This window comes from Streptomyces sp. NPDC023541 (assembly GCF_055559995.1).
Genome location: NZ_JBVHJO010000013.1, coordinates 39,396 through 54,307, shown reverse-complemented (window position 1 = coordinate 54,307; position 14,912 = coordinate 39,396). Strand labels below are relative to the sequence as shown.

General features: G+C 71.0%; 18 protein-coding genes and 1 pseudogene. 11 read left to right on the top strand and 8 right to left on the bottom strand.

Annotation, left to right across the window (positions count from 1 at the left end):
* The first annotated feature begins 398 nt into the window (after positions 1-398).
* The 4 genes from ACZ3X1_RS27750 to ACZ3X1_RS27735 all read left to right on the top strand — a co-directional run bounded on the left by ACZ3X1_RS27750 (position 399) and on the right by ACZ3X1_RS27735 (position 2,494).
* Complete coding sequence (locus ACZ3X1_RS27750) at positions 399-611, top strand: hypothetical protein (RefSeq protein WP_467281366.1); 213 nt, start codon at positions 399-401, stop codon at positions 609-611.
* Positions 612-1,135: 524 nt separating this feature from the next.
* Entirely contained in the window at positions 1,136-1,366 is a 231-nt protein-coding gene (locus tag ACZ3X1_RS27745) for a DUF5133 domain-containing protein (RefSeq protein ID WP_362632224.1), read from the top strand.
* Positions 1,367-1,483: 117 nt separating this feature from the next.
* Entirely contained in the window at positions 1,484-1,708 is a 225-nt protein-coding gene (locus ACZ3X1_RS27740) for a DUF6480 family protein (RefSeq protein ID WP_467281365.1), read from the top strand.
* A gap of 567 nt (positions 1,709-2,275) precedes the next feature.
* Entirely contained in the window at positions 2,276-2,494 is a 219-nt protein-coding gene (locus tag ACZ3X1_RS27735; RefSeq protein ID WP_390078103.1) for a hypothetical protein, read from the top strand.
* 10 nt (positions 2,495-2,504) lie between these two features.
* On the opposite strand, the pseudogene ACZ3X1_RS27730 reads toward ACZ3X1_RS27735, so the two are convergent.
* Positions 2,505-3,273, bottom strand: a pseudogene (locus ACZ3X1_RS27730) (IS5 family transposase).
* A 299-nt stretch (positions 3,274-3,572) separates the two neighbouring features.
* On the opposite strand from ACZ3X1_RS27730, the gene ACZ3X1_RS27725 reads away from it, so the two are divergent.
* Positions 3,573-4,154, top strand: coding sequence for a hypothetical protein (locus tag ACZ3X1_RS27725; RefSeq protein WP_467281364.1), 582 nt, complete (start codon positions 3,573-3,575; stop codon positions 4,152-4,154).
* A gap of 209 nt (positions 4,155-4,363) precedes the next feature.
* Positions 4,364-5,218 carry a hypothetical protein gene (locus ACZ3X1_RS27720; protein WP_467281363.1) on the top strand — a complete coding sequence of 285 codons (855 nt, stop codon included), beginning with the start codon at positions 4,364-4,366 and terminating at the stop codon, positions 5,216-5,218.
* Positions 5,219-5,392: 174 nt separating this feature from the next.
* On the opposite strand, the gene ACZ3X1_RS27715 is transcribed toward ACZ3X1_RS27720, so the two are convergent.
* Entirely contained in the window at positions 5,393-5,956 is a 564-nt protein-coding gene (locus ACZ3X1_RS27715; protein WP_362632229.1) for a ribosome-inactivating family protein, read from the bottom strand.
* Positions 5,957-6,662: 706 nt separating this feature from the next.
* Here ACZ3X1_RS27715 and ACZ3X1_RS27710 point away from each other — a divergent pair.
* The gene (locus ACZ3X1_RS27710) at positions 6,663-6,830 is read left to right on the top strand and encodes a hypothetical protein (RefSeq protein WP_467281362.1); all 168 of its coding nucleotides are present in this window, start codon (positions 6,663-6,665) and stop codon (positions 6,828-6,830) included.
* Between the two features lie 381 nt (positions 6,831-7,211).
* Here the strand turns inward: ACZ3X1_RS27710 and ACZ3X1_RS27705 are convergent, their stop codons facing one another.
* Positions 7,212-7,820, bottom strand: coding sequence for a GNAT family N-acetyltransferase (locus ACZ3X1_RS27705; RefSeq protein WP_467281361.1), 609 nt, complete (start codon positions 7,818-7,820; stop codon positions 7,212-7,214).
* 207 nt (positions 7,821-8,027) lie between these two features.
* Here ACZ3X1_RS27705 and ACZ3X1_RS27700 point away from each other — a divergent pair, with 207 nt between their 5' ends.
* Complete coding sequence (locus tag ACZ3X1_RS27700; protein WP_467281360.1) at positions 8,028-8,477, top strand: SRPBCC family protein; 450 nt, start codon at positions 8,028-8,030, stop codon at positions 8,475-8,477.
* Between the two features lie 243 nt (positions 8,478-8,720).
* Positions 8,721-9,698, top strand: coding sequence for a helix-turn-helix transcriptional regulator (locus ACZ3X1_RS27695; protein WP_467281359.1), 978 nt, complete (start codon positions 8,721-8,723; stop codon positions 9,696-9,698).
* Positions 9,699-9,714: 16 nt separating this feature from the next.
* Here the strand turns inward: ACZ3X1_RS27695 and ACZ3X1_RS27690 are convergent, their stop codons facing one another.
* Together ACZ3X1_RS27690 and ppk2 are read right to left on the bottom strand one after the other, a co-directional pair.
* Positions 9,715-10,080 (bottom strand): hypothetical protein, encoded by a 366-nt coding sequence (locus ACZ3X1_RS27690; protein ID WP_467281358.1) that lies wholly within the window; start codon positions 10,078-10,080, stop codon positions 9,715-9,717.
* 133 nt (positions 10,081-10,213) lie between these two features.
* Positions 10,214-11,182, bottom strand: coding sequence for a polyphosphate kinase 2 (gene ppk2, locus ACZ3X1_RS27685; RefSeq protein ID WP_390080070.1), 969 nt, complete (start codon positions 11,180-11,182; stop codon positions 10,214-10,216).
* A 175-nt stretch (positions 11,183-11,357) separates the two neighbouring features.
* On the opposite strand from ppk2, the gene ACZ3X1_RS27680 reads away from it, so the two are divergent.
* Complete coding sequence (locus ACZ3X1_RS27680; protein WP_362632243.1) at positions 11,358-11,543, top strand: DUF6381 family protein; 186 nt, start codon at positions 11,358-11,360, stop codon at positions 11,541-11,543.
* A 64-nt stretch (positions 11,544-11,607) separates the two neighbouring features.
* On the opposite strand, the gene ACZ3X1_RS27675 is transcribed toward ACZ3X1_RS27680, so the two are convergent.
* Both ACZ3X1_RS27675 and ACZ3X1_RS27670 read right to left on the bottom strand, forming a co-directional pair.
* A complete protein-coding gene (locus tag ACZ3X1_RS27675; protein WP_467281357.1) occupies positions 11,608-11,994 on the bottom strand; it encodes a VOC family protein in 387 nt (128 codons plus the stop codon).
* Between the two features lie 309 nt (positions 11,995-12,303).
* On the bottom strand, positions 12,304-13,554 hold the full coding sequence (locus ACZ3X1_RS27670; protein ID WP_467281356.1) for a cytochrome P450: 1,251 nt from the start codon (positions 13,552-13,554) through the stop codon (positions 12,304-12,306).
* Positions 13,555-13,712: 158 nt separating this feature from the next.
* Between ACZ3X1_RS27670 and ACZ3X1_RS27665 the strand changes: the two genes are divergently transcribed.
* Positions 13,713-14,147, top strand: a complete 435-nt coding sequence (locus ACZ3X1_RS27665) for a CBS domain-containing protein (RefSeq protein ID WP_390080077.1) — start codon at positions 13,713-13,715, stop codon at positions 14,145-14,147.
* A 43-nt stretch (positions 14,148-14,190) separates the two neighbouring features.
* On the opposite strand, the gene ACZ3X1_RS27660 is transcribed toward ACZ3X1_RS27665, so the two are convergent.
* On the bottom strand, positions 14,191-14,556 hold the full coding sequence (locus ACZ3X1_RS27660; protein WP_390080079.1) for a PRC-barrel domain containing protein: 366 nt from the start codon (positions 14,554-14,556) through the stop codon (positions 14,191-14,193).
* Positions 14,557-14,912 lie beyond the last annotated feature (356 nt).

Sequence of the window (14,912 nt, the reverse complement as noted above, 5' to 3'; positions counted from 1 at the left end):
GCCAGCGGCCGGGTCGCCGGCCGGCCCGCCGCCGGCGGCCCCGTCCCTGGTCCATGCAGGCCGACGGTACGGCCGACTTCCCGCCCACCTGGGCGGGCCTCCTCATCGGCGTCCTGCGCGCCGCGCGATCCACCGCCGCCACGGCCCTCCTCGCCCCGCCGACACCCTCCCGCCCTACACCGACGGCCTCACCGCAGCCCGCGCCGGCCGGGACCGCACCACCCTGTACGGGGACGAGGCCCTACGCGACTGCACCGCCGGCCACGCCGCCGAACCGTCGCACGCCCTCATTCACGCCCCGACCGGCCTGCCGGGCGGTTTCGGCGACGGCCTCGACGACGACGCCGGACTCCTCGCACTCGCGTACCCGCTGCCGACTCCGCAACCGGTAAGACGGGATGAGCCACCTGAAGATCACCGGCCGAGGCGCCCCGACCTGCCGGGCTCTGCAGGTCGTCGGAGTCCTCGGCCGCGCCACCGCCGGCGAACTGCACGACCGTGTCACCAGCCTCGCCCTCCAGCCGGATCAGCGCCTCGTCGTGGACCTCGCCAGCTGGACTTTCGCGAGTCCAGCGGCCTCACTGCCCTGCCGCGGGGGCGCGCGGCGCTGACGAGCGCCTCGGTGAGGTCGTCCGCAGCGGGGCGGCGGTGGGTGTGCAGCAGGGCCTGCGCGGCGGTGGCCCCGTGGCGGTCGCGCAGCCGGCGGCCGACGCGCAGCCGGCGGCCGACGCCGAACCAGGTGCAGAGCAGCGGCTGGGCAGTCGTACAGCGCAGCCGTACGTAGGTCCTCGGTTCCCTCGCCTCGCGCTGCGCCACCGGCAGCGGCCGCATCCCGAGCCCGTCCGTGCGGACGAGGGGCAGCGCCGGATGGGGGGTGCAGCAGCACCCGGGTCAGGCGTCGACGGCCTCGTGACTGGTGACGACCGTTGCGTGGTCGCCCGTAGCGCCCCACCACGCCCATGCCGCCCGTGTCGGCATCGTCCTGACCGCCGTTCCCCCTTCAACCCGGACGTCGACAGCGCCGCCGAGCCGTCGTGACCTGCGAGACGACTGTCTCCGGCAGGGTTCAACGGTGATCGACAGGGTAAGCGAGGGCCACGTGAGTGACCGATCCGCTGGCGAAAGGCGAACACCCATGCTGATGGCTCACCCGGCCGTGCTGCCCGGCCTCGTCGACCGTTACTGGGCGCTGTCCGTACTCGATGCGGCAGAAGGCGACTCTCCCGTGCGCGGGGAGATCGAGGCCGTCGAGCGAGCCCTGTGCGTGGCCACCGGCACGACGGACGTGCACGCCGCCCTGATCGCAGCCCGCCATCACCTGCCCGGCGCGGGGGCCCTCGACGACTCCGTGCTCGCCTCCGGCTGACGGGCCCACCGCCGACGGCCGGCCGAGGGATGGGGCGACATGCTGTGGGTAGGCGCCGGATACCCCAGCCGCCCTGCCGACAGGGCGGGCGCGGCCTCCGAGGTGAGGGAGGCAGACATGTCCGCACCTGTTCCGGACCCAGACCCGCGCAACACCACCCGGCCCTCCGGCGGGGTGCCGCCCGGCGAGACACCGGCCGGCGAGTCGAGCACCGGCTCCGGCGCGGGGCCGTACCGCCCCCTGACGCGCGGCTGGGGCAAGGGCCCCCTCGTACTGATCTGCGTGGTGGCCTTGGCCTGCGCCCTCTTCTTCCTCGCCTACGCCATCATGCTGAACGTATGAGTGGGGGCGGGGCTGAGCCGCCGCCCCACCGTCCCGGGGCGGCGGTCGGTGCGCAGCCGTACGGCCACGGCCACCCCTGACCCCGCCGCCGCTGCCGAGGATCCACACCGGTACGTCGGCCCCCTCGCCGGAAACGGCGTGCGCCTCCATGCCCTCCGGGTGCGGTAGGCACCGCGCAGCAGGGCGAGGACGTCGCCGACCTGCTCGGCGTGGTCCTGGCGCCGGGGGCGGTCCTCGACCGCCGACAGCGCGGCGGCGTGGCCGAGCTGGACGGCGCCCGGGAGCCGAGCCGGGTGGTGCTCATTGCCGCGGCGGTCAGGGTCAGCACCACGGCGGTCTTCCGCGCGAGGGTCGATGCCTGTAGTGGAAGGCCTCGGCGGCGCTGGAACCGGACGGGACCGGGCCAGGGGCGAGGGCCCCGAGAGGGATGCCGGACATGGCCGGGCTCCTTGGTGGTCGGGATGAGAGCCGGGAACTGCACGAGCGGAGGCCGGGGCCGAGGCCGGGGCTGAGCCGGGGCCCGCCGCGAGCCGATGAGGACCACCTCGTACCCTCACACTCCGGACCGTGGTGCTCCGCAGCCTGTCAGGGGCTGGACGCCACGAAGAGGCACTGGCGGAGTCGTTGGGGGCGCAGGCCCTTCCCGAGCCGCCGCCGTACGCCGCCGGGCACCTGGGGCTCCGCAGGGTTACCTCCCTGCACGGCCTCGGCCGCAGCGACGAGGCCCGGGCGGAAGCTGGCCGGGCGCTGGCCGCCTGCGTGCGCTCCCTCCACCCGACGCACTGAGTTCCTTCCATCATCGGTCTGAGCTGGCCAAATACAGGGTCAGGACGGCTTGGACCAGGCTTGTGATGCGGGCGGTCGAGCACCGCAGTTTACGGAGGAGTCGCCAGGACTTGAGGGTGGCGACGGCCTGCTCGACGAGGGCTCGGATTTTGGCGTGGGACCGGTTGACGGCCTTCTGGCCTTGGGAGAGTGTCTCCCAGCGTCCCCAGTACGGGATGTGGACCATGTCTCCGGCGCCTCGGTATCCCTTATCGGCCCAGCACTTGATGCCGGCGTCCGTGAGCATGCGGACGATGCCGTGTTCGGCGGGCGGCCCGGACGTCGTGGACGGCTCCGGGCAGGGCAGGTGAGGCCCACAGCAGCCGGCCGGAGGGGTCGGCCAGGATCTGCACGTTCATCCCGTGTTCCTTGTGCTTGCCGGAGTAGAAGGGACGGTCCGCGGCGATGCGGTCGATCGGCAACAGGGTGCCGTCCAGCAGTACGAACGCCTTCCTCGATGCCGTACGGGCAGCCTCCTCGAGGGTCGGGGCAAGTGCGGCCAAGAGGTCCACAGCCTCGGCGACGTATCGGTAGGCGGTGGTGGTGCCGACGCCGAACCCGGCCGCGAGCTGGGCGTAGGGGTGGCCGTTGGGGAGGTGGGCGAGTGTGAGCAGGGCCTGCCGGCCTGGGCTCAGGCGTCGCCACCGGGTGCCGAGCTCCCGGCGGTGTTGGCGGAGCTTGGCGGACAGGAAGCGCAGGGCAGAGCTGGACACGTCGACCCCGGACGGGTACACAAGCACGCGAAGCCTCTGTAGAAGACGGATTCCTCGGTCGAAGACCCGTCTAGCAGGGGCTTCGACCGTCTGTCAGTCCAACTGGCCTACACGGTTGCCAGTTGGGAGTTGATTCAGTTCCTCAGACCCAGGTCGGCGGCCTGCTCGCGACGGCCTTTCTCCACCTGGACTCCATCGGCCTGCACCGCTTGTGCGCCCTGCTCGGCAAGGCATCGTGGGAGCCATGCCGACGGCAGCCCCTCGCCATCGGAGTCCGCCGATCATTCCGGGTGACAGTCCGGGCCAGCGGGTGGCACCATTCGGCCATGTGCGAAGACTGCCTGGCCGGCTACACACGCTGTGTCCACGTCACCGCTGACGCCGCCGACGCGTACCGCCAGGCCATGCGGCTGTGCGCGCTGATGGAACACCGCGGCGACGAGGCGGAACTGCTGACGCACCTGGAGAGCGTCGACGAGGTCCGCCGAATGGCGGCGGCGCTACCGAACTCCCGCTTTGTGCACCATCCTTACCCTGGCGCCCGACCCTCTTGCGGCGCCGGCGGCTGCGAACCGGACGTGCCGGTCATGGACGACCGTGAACTGGAGGCACACCTGCCGCTCGAAATGTCGGCACGGTTCGCACGGGGGACGGCCGAGGGCCGGGTCATCGCGGCACTGGGCGACAACGGCAACGCGGTCTTCCTCGTATGGTCAGGTCGCTGGCCGGACAGACCCGAGCACGGCCTGCACGGCTCCCGCCACGACGCGGTACAGGTCGCCTTCCGCGGCGACCATGCCGACCCTGCACTGCTGTCCGGCCGGCACGCGGTCCACGTCCACGTGTCCAAGCAGTCCGGCCACCGCGGCGCCGAGTATCTGGCTGCGCAGGCGGGCGTCCACCCGTGACCCACTCGGCGCTCGTGCACGCCGCCGTTCGGTCCGCATCACTGCACTCGTCCAAGCCGTCCTCGCCCTACATCTGACCAGCTCAGCGTGAAGTTGGAAAGAGCTCACTCCCGCATCAGCCGCCCTGACCGTAGGGGACACAACTGCCGCACACGGCGGGGTGATTGGAAAGGCCGCGCCGCGTCCCCCGGCTGCTGTAGGTTCCTGCCATGGCCACGAGCAAAGGCATCGAAAACCCGGAGCTGCGCTTTTCCGCAGCCCTGGTGCGGGCAGCGAACCTACCCGGCGTGCGTATCAGCAGGGAGGTGTACCTCCGGCAGGCACTGGGCCGCCAATGCTCCGAGGAACAAATCCGTCGAGCAATCGAGGAGACCCCCGCAGCGGCGGGTATCCCTGTCGAGGTCCTGGACAAAGCGGCCAACGACTCGATCAGCTACGAAACCACCAAGGCCAGCGCCCTTTCCGCGGCTGCAGGCATACCTGGCCTGCTCTTCCTACCCGCCACTGTGCCTGCCGACGCGGCCCAGTACTTCGGCCACATGCTGCGCATCGCGCAGAAGCTCGCCTACCTCTACAGCTGGCCCGATCTGTTCTCCGGAGAGAACGACGACCTCGATGACGCGACCAAGGGAGTGCTCACGCTCTTCATCGGCGTGATGTTCGGCACCCAATCGGCGAACGCCGCCGTGGGGAAGGTCGCGGGAATGATGTCGAAGGAGGTCGCGAAGAAGCTGCCGCAGAAGGCACTCACCCAGGGCGTCATCTATCCCATCGTGAAGAAGGTCGCCGGCTATCTCGGCGTCCAGATGACGAAGCAAACCTTCGCGAAGACCGTCTCGAAGGCCATCCCCGTCGTCGGGGCCGTCGTTTCCGGCGGGCTGACTCTGGCGACCTACCTGCCCATGGCCAAAAGACTCAAGCGGCACCTGTCCGGCCTGGACCTGGCGAAACCGACGCACCGGGTTGTGGACGCGGAGGTCGTGGAAGTCGTGGAAGTTCCCGAGCCCCCTGCATCCGGCCATGCTCACCGGCATGACGCAGACGACACCGTGCCGTCGGCCTGAGCCGGCAGGAGCCGGTGGACACCGCGGCCCGTTTGTTCGCGCAACGAGGTGCGGACAGCGAAGGCCGGGGCGGCGCGTTGCGCCCCGGCCTGCCGAGCAGCGGCGTTCTTTCTCCTTCGGCGCCCCAACGCCTCCGGCCAGTGGGTGCAGGGGGAACGCAGGGGCCGTGGCGGACTACAGTCGTCCTCCGGTGACCCAGAGGCGTGACATCGCATCGGCCAGGGCGGGGTATCGGGCGGCCTCACAGAGCATCTCCGAGAGCACGAGCATCCCGTAAGCGGTGCTCCGCGGATCGCAGTTCTGGTGCAACCGGATCACCGCGAGGCTCAGGGGCCGGCGCCCGATCAGGATCCCGGCACGCCGGACGGCGGCGGCCGTCTCCAGGTCGGCACGGCTTCCGCCGAACGGCAGGGTTTCCGTACGGGGGAGTTCCTGCGGCGCAGTCGAGTCCCGCACGTGATGGACGGACGCCTCAGGCGGTGCCTGGCCGCTCTCGAAGAGTTTCCGGAACCCGGAGATACGGAGGCTCGTATTGCGCGGGCGGAGCTCGATGAAGAGCTCGATGAACAGCCCCCGCAATTGGATATGGAGGGGAAGGTGAGGCATTTCGCCCTCCTTGCGCCCGTCTCCGCCGAAGAATCCCTGCGCATCTTCCGCTTTCGACCGGATGGTCGACGTCAGGGAGCGGTACTCGTCGGCCGAGGCTTGTGCCGGGGAGAACAGGATCGGCATCAGCATGTCCGGCCCCTCAGGGGAGAGGTCCCGGACTCGGGCTTTCAGTGAGTAATCTGACCGCAATCGCTTCGATCGTGCTGCACTCGCGCATGCACACCACCACCTTCGCCATCATTCCGATCGCCCACGGGTTTATCACCCCGTCGGTGTCGGGTCCGGTTCGATGGGCTCCTTTGTAGTCGCCCGGGTGGTGGCCGGGAGAATTGTTGACCTCTGATGCTAAGAAATCAACCTGATCCCGGAGCCCTTACTACGGGCATTTCGCCCCTATTGCGGCCGCTCGCGCCAGCAGGGTGGCGGGACAGGGATACAGTCACCGGCAGCCCTGCGGACCTGGCCGCCGACGGGCGACGAGGCGACGGGCATTGCCTCCGCCCGCGGTCGGCGATCGATCAGACGCCTCTCTCGTGATCAGTGCTCTCCAGAGCGCTGATCACCCGGCGGCGCCGGCGTGTGGCGGCCGCAACGGCGATCACACCGCCCAGCATGCCTGCCAGCGGACCCCCACGGCCGCGGCCATGAACAACGTCCCGAGTGATTCCATGAACCCCACTCCGGGGAGGGGTACTTGGCCATGGAGCGCCCGCTCTCGTGAGCACGTCGACAACGCCGGCCGGCCGTCCCTATGCGGAGGGCCCCGCCTGCTCACGCTTCGTGTCGGCCGCCCACCGGGCCAGGCTGCGGCCGCTCATGGCGGCCTAACAACGCCGTGCACTGGGACTGGAGCCACCTCGGCCTGGCCGACCTGCTGGACGCGGCCTTCGGCACCTCGGTCCCCGCAGAACTGCGGATCCCGCAGCGGGAGCGGGACGCCTTCCGCGCCTGGGCGACAGCCATCGGGAACCGAGCGGACGGGGAACGGCCCACGGCTCCGTGACCCGTTCGTCCTGAACCGGAAGGCGGCAGGCTCAACTCCCGCCGACGGCGCCGAACTCCTGGTGCCGGATCCCACCGAGGAGAGCGTGACCGCGGTACGGCATCGCTGGGTCGGCTCCGCCATCCGCGGGCACCGGACCTTCACCGCGCAGGTCGCCCGAGGACCGCCGGGGCCCTCGGCGGCACACCGGTCGAGCCCGTTCGCGGCCGCCCTGAAAACGTGCGTCAGCGGCGGCGTTTGAGCTGACCGAACGGTGGGTCAGCCTGCGTGCGAATGTGTCGAAGCCGCTGGCCAGCTTTGACGGGTACCGCGAGCAACTGCCGTGGCCGTGACCACGAGGGGGATCGCGCCTCCCCCGGGATCCGATGCCTTGAACGTGCTTCAAGCCACCTCGGTCGGATCCCCTTCCTCCAGACGGCCGGCGAACGCGCTCAGGGGAGCCGTGGCGAGGGTCTGGGCGGCCCCGAACTCCTCCAGGCCGCCGACGGGCCGGAACCCGAGCCGGGCGGCAAGCCGCAGGGAACGTTCGTTGGCCGTCTGGGAGACGACCAGGACGGGCTGGTCCGGCAGTTCGCCCGCGGCTGCCCGCAGCAGGGCTTGGGCGGCCTCCTCCGCGAGCCCGGCACCCCAGGCGTCGGGGTGGAGCACGTAGCTGAGCTCCAGTTCCGAGCCGTTCGCTTCCACGTGGCCGGGGCGGTCCGCGGAGCGGCGGTCGAGGGTGAGGGTGCCGAGAAGCCGGTCCGTCCGGCGGTCGGCGATGACGTAGGCGCCGGGGGTGTTCGCGAGCGGCGCGACGCCGTGTTCCGAGAAGTACGCCTCCACGGCGGCGCGCGGGCGGGGGCCGCCGAGGTGCGCGCGGATCCGCGGGTCGGTCCGGAGGGTGATCAGGTCCGGGACGTCCCCGTCGTGCGCCGCGCGCAACCGCACCCGCTCGGTGAGGAGTTCGGTCACGGTCACGGTCACGGCGGCGGTGCTCGGGGCGGCGTCCATGCGGACATGATGCCGTCGCGGAGCGACCGCCGGCCTCCTGGTCTCGGGCCGTGTGGCCCAATAGGAGCGGCACGTTCGGTGTGTGCCGTTCGCTGGGTGGGGCAGGCGCGGCGTGGCAGGGCACGGATGGAGGGAGTGCCCGGCCGTGCAACCGGCGGTGGCCCGGCACCGGGTCCGGGGCCGCAGCAGACACCCAGGAGGTAGAGAATGTCGCAGGTCAAGGAATCCGTCGAGGTCAACGTGCCGATCCGCACCGCGTACGACCAGTGGACGCAGTTCGAGTCCTTCCCGCAGTTCATGGACGGCGTGCAGCGGATCGAGCAGCGCAGTGACACGCTCACGCACTGGGTGACGAAGATCGCCGGTGTGGAACGGGAGTTCGACGCGGAGATCACCGAGCAGATCCCCGACACCAAAGTCGCCTGGGTGACCGTGGGCGGGCAGAGCGAGCAGTCGGGCCTGGTCACCTTCCAGCCCATCGATCCGTCCCATACGCAGGTCACGCTGATGATGGACTTCGACCCTGAGGGGATGGCGGAGAACATCGGGGACAAGCTCGGGTTCGTCGACCGGCAGGTCAAGGGCGACCTGCAGCGCTTCAAGCACTTCATCGAGGACCGCGGCTCCGCCTCCGGCGCGTGGCGCGGCCAGGTCTGACACCACGCCCAGGACGCCGGGCCGTATCGGGGCTGTGCACGCGGGAAGCCGCCGGCGCGCACGGCCCCGCCCGGCTCGGCGCGCCGCACGACTCCGTCGCGCGTGCGTCTTGGCCTTCCGTGCGACCCGGAGCAGGACATCCCGTTGATTCGAACCCGCACGCCGTGTCCGCCGGCCGATCTACCCTGATATCGCGCTGCTCATCCGTGCCGCGCTCCGCCGCGCCATAGGACGTCCGTTGCCATGCCACAGCAACTGCAGGGGAGGTCGCCGGGTGAGCAGAGCTTCCGGACCACCGAAGTCGACGTCGCCTGCGACTGGTTGAAGACGGCATACGGCACGAGCCTGCGCATGCGCACGCCCGCACCCCACCGCCCGTTCCAGTACTCCCGCACCAGCGTCGGCCCGCTGTCGCTCAGTACGCTGGCACTGCCGACGGAGTACTCCTACGCCACCGACCCCCTCGGCGCCGTGGCCATCACGCACGTCGTCGGCGGCCGCATGGTTCGGGAGTGCGAGGACGACGTCACCCAGGCCGGCCCGGGCGACGTCCTGGCGATCTCGCAGCCCCACCTCCCCTACACGGGCCGCGTTTACCACGCCGACCTGCGGGCCGTGACGGTGCCGCTCGCACAGGTACGGGAGGCCGCGGGTCACCCGACCGGACAGAAGGCCCGCCCGCTGCGCTTCACCCGCTTCACCCCCGTCTCCCGCGCCATGGCCGACCAGTGGAAGCGGACCGTCGACTACGTCGAAGCGAGCGTCCTGGCCCTGCCGACGGGCAGCGCACCACTGGTGGTCGACGCCGCCGTCAGGCTGCTCGCCGCCACCGTCCTGGCCGCCTTCCCCACCGACGCCGACCCCGAGCCCGTCCTCGCGGACACCCGCGACGCGACGTCCGAGACCGCCCGTCGCGCCGTCGCGTTCATCGAGTCGAACCCCGCGGCCGAAATCGGCCTGGCCGATGTGGCTGCCGCCGCCAGCGTCACCCCACGGGCCCTCCAGTACGCCTTCCGACGCCACCTCGGCTCGACCCCCATGGCCCACCTGCGCCGCGTACGCCTGGCGCACGCGCACGCGGATCTCGTCGCGGCGGATCCCACACGGGACACGGTCACGGCCATCGCCCACCGGTGGGGCTTCCACCACCAGGGGCGCTTCGCCGCCGCCTACCGCGAGGCCTACGGACTCCCTCCCCGGGACGTGCTCGCCGGATCCTGACCGGTCCGGCCGGCGTCTACCGGGGTCGGGCGTCCGCGGGCCGGACGACGACGAGGTGTTCCCCGTGCACGGAGGCGTCGAGGCCCGCCTCGCGCAGGATCACGGCGAGGGCCGTCCGGAGCGCCTTGTGCAGACCGGCCAGGGCGGTGAGCCGGCCGATATCCTCCTCATGTCCGTGTATCTGGACGGTGGGCCGCAGCACCTCACGGGCTACCCACCCCACCATCACCCCCTCGGGGGCCGTCCACACCCGCAGGCCGTCCTCCGTAGGCGTCGTGGTGTCGAACCCGGCGCGGCACAGGACCCGCCTGACCCGCTCGCACTCGTCGTCGCCTGCTTCCTTCGGGAGATCGGCGTCCGTTACGGCCTGTGTGGGTTGCATGCATCCACTTCAGCGAGCCGGCGCCCGCGGCAAAAGCCACTTTGCGAATAGATCCCGGGGCGGCATCCGGAAAACGACGCGGTCTCCCGACCCGGCCGCGCCCGGTGCGCCGATCCGACCGCGGCCCGAGCAGTCAGGAGTCGGGGTGCAGGCCGGGCCCGAGGGTCGGGCCTGCCAGAGGGGTGGGGGAGAGGTCGGCGGGTTCCTCGCCGGGCTCCAGGAGCGTGTCGGCGGCGCCGACGATGAGGCTGTCGGGACGGCCTACCGCATCCGCGTCCTTGCGGTCGTAGTCGATGCGCCACAGCAGGCTGCGCATGGCCTCCAGACGGCCTCGCCGCTTGTCGTTGCTCTTGACCACCGTCCAGGGCGCGTGAGCGGTGTCGGTCGCACGGAACATGGCCACCTTGGCAGCGGTGTAGGCGTCCCACAGGTCCAGGGAGGCCAGGTCCGTGGGCGACAGCTTCCACTGCCGCACCGGATCGACCTGGCGGATCGCGAAGCGGGTGCGCTGCTCGGCGCGCGACACCGAGAACCAGAACTTGACCAACAGCACTCCGTCCTCCACGAGCATGGCCTCGAAGGCCGGGCACTGCCGCAGGAACACCTCGTACTGTTCCGGCGTGCAGAACCCCATGACCTTCTCGACGCCGGCGCGGTTGTACCAGGACCGGTCGAAGAAGACGATCTCACCGGCGGCCGGCAGATGGTCGACGTACCGCTGGAAGTACCACTGGCCCGCTTCCCGCTCGGTCGGCTTGGCCAGGGCGACGATGCGCGCCCCGCGCGGGTTCAGCCGCTCGGTGAAGCGCTGGATCGTGCCGCCCTTGCCTGCCGCGTCCCGGCCCTCGCAGATCACCACCAGCCGGGCACCGGTCTCCTGGACCCAGCGCTGCATCTTCAGCAGTTCGATCTGCAGGATCCGTTTCGTCCGCTCGTACTCCCGTCGTCTGACCTTGCGGTCGTACGGATAGTTCTCCTGCCAGGTACGGATGGGCGCGCCGGACGCGTCCAGCAGGACGGGCTGCTCCGGCCGGCGGTCGTCCACGCTCAGGCCGGAGAGCAGGTCGTCGGACGCCTGCCGGTGGGGATGAGGATCATTCACGCCACGCGTCTACCCGGACCGCGGACACGTATGGCGCAGCTGGTGCCTCCGCTGTGGGCGGTTGGCCCGGCAAGGGCAGGGCAGGGGCACATCAGGAGCAAGAACGCGTCCGCTACACCGGGATCGACGCGCAGGACCGGCGGATCCCACCACACGTGCTGGAGGAGGACTGAACGTGAGCGGTGACAAGCAGGCGAGTGAGGTCGGGAAGCTGCGGCAGCAGGCCGAGGAACTGGAACTGGAAGCACAGCGGGCCGGTGATCCCGCGGAGCGGGAGCGGCTGATGGAGAAGGCTGTGAGCCTGCGCGCGAAGTGCCAGGAGCTGGGTGGCCCGGAAAGCGCCACGATGGACCCGATGTAGGGGTCCGGCGGACCCTGGTCGGACGACCCCGGGTCCGCCGGACCCGGACACACACCACCCAACCTCAGGGGGTCTCTGTGGCAGCCAGGTCGCAATCGCCGCGCAGGACGCAGAATTCGTTGCCCTCGGGATCAGCCAGGATCGCCCAGCCCGAGCCGTCGGGATCCCGGTGGTCGGCGACGAAGGTGGCGCCGAGGCCCAGCAGCCGCTCCACTTCCTGGTCGCGCGTGGTCCGGGGCCGCAGGCAGAGATGGATCCGGTTCTTGATCGTCTTGGGCTCGGGCACCTGGTTGAAGTACAGCACCGGGCCCTCCGCCAGCAGCACCAGGGTCTCCCGGTCACCTGGTTTGACGTCCGGATGCAGCGGCCGGCCCGTCACACTGCTCCAGAACCGAGCCAGCTCGTAGGCATCCGCACAGTCGACGGCCACGTTCTGCACTATCGAAACCATGTGTGGGAGCCTCTCTGATCTTCACGCCGAGCGCCACCCTTTGCGGGAACAAATCGGGGTCTTTGACCGTTCATCCTGTGTGGGGTGCGGGGAGGGGCGGTGTCCCCGCCCGATCCGGTGCAGTGCCCTCAGCCGCGAGGCGACGCCTCTCCCGTCCCCGCCTGTGAACGCCCTGGCCCGCCTTCCCCCCCGGCCGGCTGGGGCCGCCCCGATCGGCCATCCCCCCCGGCCGGTCGGGGCCCTACGCCTGCTCCGCCACTGCCGTTCGGTCTGGCCGTACGCCTTCCCTGTACGCCTTCGTGTCCCCGCTCACGCGAGGCGGATGCGGAAGCCGCTGCGGGGGAGCGTGGGCATCCGGGACAGCGGGATGGTCAGATCCTGGTCGGGAACGCTGACATCGAGCCCGGCCAGCTCCGTGACGAGGGCCGCCAGCAGCGTCACCGTGACGTCCTCGCCCGGGCATCGGTGCCCCTCCGCCGTCTCGCCGCCGCCCTGGGGGATGAGGTTGCGCAGGCTCTCCCCGGTTCCGTAGCGGTGGGGATCGAACCGGTACGGGTGGGCCCACAGCTGCGGGTCGTGATGCTGCCCGTACAGGTCGAGCAGGAGCAGCGTGCCCGCCGGAACCTTTTCGCCGCGCCACTGCACATCGCGGGCGGCTAGCCCGCCGACGAACGGCGCGAAGGGGTAGAAGCGGCGGACCTCGTGGGCGAAAACGGTGGCGAGGTGCCCGGACGCGCCGCCGCGGAGCGGGCCGCGGTGCTCGGGCCACCGGTGCAGGGCGTGCGCGGCGAACGTGACGAACCACGCGATCGCGACGGTCGGCCGGATGATGTTCAGCAGCTCCACGGCCGCCGCATGCGGGTCCAGGAGGGCGCCGTCGGCGTCGTGGTGCCGGGCGACCACGTCCAGCGCACTGCCGTCGGGAGCCGTCTCCCGCTGCTCGCGCACACGGACGATCAGGTGCCCCAGCGCTTCCTCCTGCCGCTTGCGGGCGTGCCGGGCGCGCAGATGGCGCGGCCCGGCCGTCGCGAATCCGTCGACCATCGCCACGCAGTCCCGTGCCAACTGCGCGCCGCCCGCCCCGGTGACGGGTACGCCGGTCCAGTCGCACACCGCCAGGGCGAGGACCCTGGCCGCCTCGTCGAAGAGGACCACCGACGCCTCCGGCTCCTGCCGCCACCGGCCCACGGCCTCTCGCCAACGCAGGAGAACGTGTTCCCGCAGCGACTCGATGCCCTTCTCGTCCTTCAGCAGGGACAAGAACATCGACTTGCGGACCCGGTGGGCGAGCCCGTCGAGAGTGTGCACGGCGCCCTGCCCGAACAGCGTGTCGAGCACCGGGTCCGGGAGTGCGGCCCGCCGCTGGACGTGCTGCTCGTCGTAGAAGAAGGCGACGGCTTCCGGGCCGCGCAGCGCGACCGTCCGGCGGCCGAGGAGGCGGGTACGGACCGTACCGTCCGGCGAAGCGCGCATGCGGTCGGGAAGCCAGGCGTAGCCCTGCGCCAGCAGCGGGAGAGTGCCGTCGGTCCATACGGACGCGGGGTTCTTGAGTGTCGGCATGGGATGCGGTTACCCGGGGCCGCCGCCCGCACACGACGCGCTCTGTCGTTTTCACCCGGATACTGGAAGCACACCGTAGGGCCTACCTCGCCGTAGGAGGGGGAGACGCAGCGCGGCAGGTGCCGTGCCGCATTGCCGCTTCGACCATCGGAGGACCGATGACCCGACGAGTGCACGAGGTGATGACGCGCAACCCGGTGACCGTGGAGCGCCTGACCTCACTGGCGGAAGCGGCGCGGGTGATGCGGGACGCCGGCATCGGGGACGTACTGGTCGTCGAAGAGGGCCGGCTCTGCGGCATCCTCACGGACCGGGACCTCGTCGTCCGCGCGCTCGCGGAGGACCGCGACCCGGCCGTGACCACCGTGCAGGCGATATGCAGCACCGAACCGCTCACGATCGGGCCCGACGACCACGTGGACGAGGCCGTCGACCTCATGCGCCGGCACGCACTGCGGCGCCTGCCCGTGCAGACCGGGAGCGGCGAGCTCGTCGGCATCGTCACCCTGGGCGACCTGGAAGTCGAACGGGACCCGGGCTCGCCGCTCGCCTCCATCGCGGCAGCCGCCGAGGGGGAGGCGCGCGGACGGTGACGGGTGCCGCGCGGCACCCGCCAGGCCGACGTCAGCCCGACGGTCACGCCGGCGGGACGCCGAAGGGCATGCCGGAGAGGTAGTGCGAACTCAGGGCCTCGCGGTGTTCGGCGTTCCCGAGGTGCTCGTCCCGGTGGAACTCCGGGGCGGCCTTGATCTGGTCCTTCGTCCGGTCCACATAGACCTTCTCCGCCGTGTGGTCGATGCGGGTCACCAGGCCGGCCGGCAGCAGTACCTCCTTGCCGAGGATCCACACGCCGGTGTCGACGACGAGATAGGCGTCGGTGACCTCGTCGGAGTGCTTGTCGACCTTGCCGACGGCGCCGTCGAGCGCCTCCACCCCGTAGCCGGTGAGGTCGGCCGCCAGGTAGTCGATGCCGGCGCGGTAGGCCCACACGTTCTCCGCCATGCGAGACAACTCCTTCGTTCGGAAACGGTGCATAGGGATCCCTCCGGGCTCCAGGCGTTCGAGGAATCCCCCTCGGCGGCGCGCCTGCCCGCGGAGGCCCGGCTCCACGCGGAGAAAATAATGCGCGTTCCGAGAGTTTGCGTCCGGGGAAAGCGGCCATAAGCGCCTTCACGGGGGTCCGCGGCGGTGAGCGGCGCGGACCTCCCGAGCGGACCCGAGCCGTGTGATGGCCTTCCCCCCGCCATCACGCGGCCGGGGCACCGCCATGTCACCTCACGGGCGGATCGTAAGGCCGTCCAGCGTGAGGTCCGAGCCGGCGCTCCGCCTGGCCGGGGTGCTCCACACCAGCCGATCAG

Excerpts from the sequence above, each read along its gene's own strand:
- ACZ3X1_RS27740 (WP_467281365.1), top strand. The coding sequence starts at position 1,484 with ATGTCCGCACCTGTTCCGGACCCAGACCCGCGCAACACCACCCGGCCC.
- ACZ3X1_RS27675 (WP_467281357.1), bottom strand. The coding sequence starts at position 11,994 with ATGGTTTCGATAGTGCAGAACGTGGCCGTCGACTGTGCGGATGCCTAC.
- ACZ3X1_RS27695 (WP_467281359.1), top strand. The coding sequence starts at position 8,721 with ATGCCACAGCAACTGCAGGGGAGGTCGCCGGGTGAGCAGAGCTTCCGG.
- ACZ3X1_RS27745 (WP_362632224.1), top strand. The coding sequence starts at position 1,136 with ATGCTGATGGCTCACCCGGCCGTGCTGCCCGGCCTCGTCGACCGTTAC.
- ACZ3X1_RS27715 (WP_362632229.1), bottom strand. The coding sequence starts at position 5,956 with ATGCTGATGCCGATCCTGTTCTCCCCGGCACAAGCCTCGGCCGACGAG.
- ACZ3X1_RS27670 (WP_467281356.1), bottom strand. The coding sequence starts at position 13,554 with ATGCCGACACTCAAGAACCCCGCGTCCGTATGGACCGACGGCACTCTC.
- ACZ3X1_RS27690 (WP_467281358.1), bottom strand. The coding sequence starts at position 10,080 with ATGCAACCCACACAGGCCGTAACGGACGCCGATCTCCCGAAGGAAGCA.
- ACZ3X1_RS27725 (WP_467281364.1), top strand. The coding sequence starts at position 3,573 with ATGTGCGAAGACTGCCTGGCCGGCTACACACGCTGTGTCCACGTCACC.
- ACZ3X1_RS27705 (WP_467281361.1), bottom strand. The coding sequence starts at position 7,820 with ATGGACGCCGCCCCGAGCACCGCCGCCGTGACCGTGACCGTGACCGAA.
- ACZ3X1_RS27665 (WP_390080077.1), top strand. The coding sequence starts at position 13,713 with ATGACCCGACGAGTGCACGAGGTGATGACGCGCAACCCGGTGACCGTG.
- ACZ3X1_RS27720 (WP_467281363.1), top strand. The coding sequence starts at position 4,364 with ATGGCCACGAGCAAAGGCATCGAAAACCCGGAGCTGCGCTTTTCCGCA.
- ACZ3X1_RS27750 (WP_467281366.1), top strand. The coding sequence starts at position 399 with ATGAGCCACCTGAAGATCACCGGCCGAGGCGCCCCGACCTGCCGGGCT.
- ACZ3X1_RS27700 (WP_467281360.1), top strand. The coding sequence starts at position 8,028 with ATGTCGCAGGTCAAGGAATCCGTCGAGGTCAACGTGCCGATCCGCACC.
- ACZ3X1_RS27660 (WP_390080079.1), bottom strand. The coding sequence starts at position 14,556 with ATGGCGGAGAACGTGTGGGCCTACCGCGCCGGCATCGACTACCTGGCG.